The organism is Aeromonas media (assembly GCF_000819985.1).
In the GTDB taxonomy this organism is placed as follows: domain Bacteria; phylum Pseudomonadota; class Gammaproteobacteria; order Enterobacterales; family Aeromonadaceae; genus Aeromonas; species Aeromonas media.
Genome location: NZ_CDBZ01000191.1, coordinates 1 through 3,454 on the forward strand (window position 1 = coordinate 1; position 3,454 = coordinate 3,454).

General features: G+C 48.3%; 2 protein-coding genes and 1 pseudogene. All 3 read left to right on the top strand.

Annotated elements, in window-relative coordinates:
* Positions 1–364 (top strand): annotated as a pseudogene (locus BN1127_RS16155) (tyrosine-type recombinase/integrase); the annotation flags it as partial.
* 137 nt (positions 365–501) lie between these two features.
* The gene (locus tag BN1127_RS16160) at positions 502–1,464 is read left to right on the top strand and encodes a site-specific integrase (RefSeq protein ID WP_042650109.1); all 963 of its coding nucleotides are present in this window, start codon (positions 502–504) and stop codon (positions 1,462–1,464) included.
* Positions 1,465–2,478: 1,014 nt separating this feature from the next.
* The coding region (locus tag BN1127_RS16165) for an AAA family ATPase (RefSeq protein WP_042650110.1) at positions 2,479–3,454 on the top strand (976 nt) is incomplete at its 3' end.

Here is a 3,454-nt window from a genome sequence, read left to right on the forward strand (position 1 = left end):
TGCTGGGGTGCGTTATCGGGGGCCATCTCAATTTCGGCACACCTATGCAAGCCAACTGCTCTCGGCGGGGATCAGCATCGAGTGGATAGCCCGTCAGATGGGGCACACCGGTACAGAAATGGTGGTACGCCATTATGGCAAGTGGTTGATGGAGGACGCCCCTGATTATAGGGGTAGGGCTGACACGGTATTTAATGCCTGTATGGCTGGTCAGCAGGCTCAAGTTACTGTGCCGAGCTGTAATCAAAAAACTGAAGATAAAAACACAGAAAGCGAATTCGATGTCGACGCATTACTGGCAACTCCTGCTGTCATGCAGAGATTGATGAGTGTTTTAATGCAGCGAATTTCTGTGGCGCAGTAAATCACTGTCTACATCACGCATTCAGCATTAATTTAAAACTAAATCGCACCTTTAATAAAGGGATCCACGTCGTGGGTGGGGAAATCCTGCCCACTATCTAAAGAAGGCGTTATTCAAGCGCTCTGGGAGATGACCGAATGGCTACACAGGCAACGGAAAAGGAATATGAAAGACTGGCAAAAAATCATTATGAAATCCTAAAGGAAAAGGGCCTTAATATCACAGCAAAAAACATTGCGGATGAATTGTTGGCTCGCGCTTCAAAATGCAGTCCTGGCTATTGGCGAAAACTGCGCTGTGCACTGGTATATCATCAACAATTGTTGAATTTTCCCGACGCGGCCGAGCGAATTCAGGCCCTGAGTAGGCCAGATATACCGGTTAAGGCAAAACAAAAAAGAGTTAAAAAGGTCGATAATGATGATCTCGTTGCACTGATTCAGTATTTTAAGGCGCGTAATGACAGCGCTATGTTGGCGGCCATATTGTTGTTTATGCGCGCGGGGATAAGACCTGCTGAACTAGCCACCATAACTGCGCAGGGTAATCGGCTCACCGTTATCGGAGCCAAAAAAAGTCATGATGGCAAACGTGGTGCAGATAGGGTCTTACAGTTTGACACGATGTCGCCAGAGAAATTGCAACTCATGGTGACCGAGGCAAAGAAAGCAAAAATTGGCTCATTGCAGGACAAGCTGCGTGCGGCGGGCAAAAACCTCTGGCCGGCGCGAAAATCGCTGCCGACCTTTTACAGCTGGCGCCATCAGATGGGCTCTGAGCTCAAAGCGTCTGGGCTCGACCGGCAGCGCATTGCCTACATCATGGGTCATCAGGCAACGTCTTCTGTGGACAAATACGGCAATCGTAAATCCGCTAATGGTAACGTGTTACCCACTTGCCCAGCGGATGCTGACCTGAGCCATATCAGGACAACGCACGCCGAGCTTTCTGTGGATAACAAAACTCATCGCCAGGTAGCTACACCCACAACAGTGGCTGAGCCTTCGCCGAGCGCAGATTCAACTGCCCCAACAACGCCGAGAGGCATGGCGGCATTCATCAATCGGCATCGCGATGCCGATGACGACTTATCCCGATAAGGGAGCGGCTACAGGGGGACAGCCTTGCTGCTATCACTGCATGGCAAATCCCCCTGGGGCGCAACCGTAAGAACGCCTTCGTCGCAACCGTAAGAACGCAGAGCCAACACAGCGTAAGAACGCGGGGTAAAACATTCTTACGAACGTAAGAATGTGGGTGTGTCGAGGTTACGAGACCGGAACCCCCGTAGGTTGCGCAGCGACCGGAGTGGGGTGGAGAACCCATTTTTATGGAGGGTATGAAGCGATTAATATGGCATGACAAAGGAGCCGAATATAGGGGTCAAGGTGGAGTCTGACGAGGCACGAGGAGGAACTACCTTGATGCCTATATATCGGTGACGGTCATCCATATTGATGGCGAAATACCAGACATAAAAAATGTTTAGATGATTATTTGTTATTACACAAAACGCAGCCATAACATCGCTTGGTGCTGATCAATCGAGGGCGTTTACATCACAACCAGTATCTAACCAGCAGAATTTATGACAGCCGAAAAGGCACCATATTGTTTAACAACATAGAGGAAATAGATGAAAATTCTAAACGAAATTTTGGCAATCATTTCAGAACACCCGCGCACCGGATCTAGCAGGGTGCTGGCTGCTGCGTTGGCATCGGCATGTAACACTCAATACACAGTGTCATTGCTCGATGTGTCTGTGAGGCTCGATGAAAGTGGCAGGCGGCTGGTTGAGCGCCTTGCTCGGATCACTCTGGAAGCCGATTATTCGAACGATGCACAGGATCGGGCGCTCCAACGCCTTCGGGCGCTCGGGCTCATTTGCTGATCGAGGACAGACGACCAATGCCACCATTATTGGTGGCATTTTTATACCTGATTATCCATGCCCTTCATACTGATAGCGCAATATCAGACATAAAAACACTGTATCTGCAACAACACGGGGTAGTTAATTATACATATACGCATGATTAGCTTATGCATATATGTAAACGATGAGACATATCAACATAGTACTAAGTCACCACAATAATATAGGTATGTTTATGAATAATGAAAAACATTATAATTTCAGTCCTGCTGCTGGATTAATTTCCAGCCAGCAACGCCCTAATTGGGTGGTGGATAATCTGATTGAAAAAGGCGAACAGTGGATTATTAATGGCTCGCCCAAAACGGGTAAATCGATGCTTGCAACGCAGTTGGGCTTGGCTGTAGCCAGCGGTAGTGTATTTTTAAATTGGGAAATTAAAAGGCCAGCGCTCGTATTGTATATGGATTTTGAGGTCAATGACAGATTGTTTTGGCAGCGGTACTACACCATGTCGGCACAGACCAACTTGGGAGATGCAAAAAACATTAAAACATTCTTGCGGTGCGGCGATTATAAATCGACTGATGTATTAGATCCTATGGCATCACAGGCAATAATAGATATTGTCAACGACATTCAACCGGATTTGATCATCTGGGATGTCCTCGCTCGGATGCATAATGCAGAGGAAAACAACAATGGCGAAATGGGTCAGGTGATGCGAGCCATTCGAAAAATCAGCGGCTCAGCTGCACACATCATCGTTCATCACGCCAGAAAGGCTTCGCCTAATGCAGGTGGGGTTAACGCTGGCGTAATGAGCATGCGGGGAGCTTCTTCGATTCATGGTGAGGCCGATGGTGTCATCTCACTGGGGACGCGAGAGGGTCAGGGCGCTCGCTACAACCTGACGTTCAGTGCGAGGGCTGTTGAAACACCTGACGAAATACTCCTTAATCGTATTGGGCTGACATTAGTCAGTGCCATCGGGGAGGAGCGCGACAGGCTGATGGATGGGCTGCTGGAGGCACTGGAAGGCCTGGAGGCGATTTCTGCCACCACATTGACCGAGAGGTTTTGCCAGTATTTCTCTGTAAAAGAACGGCAGGCAAAAAATTACATAAAAAAATGTGTCGATAATGGTTGGGTGACAAGGGTGGCGACATCTGAACGGACTGAATATGTATTAACAGATGGCATTGCTATCA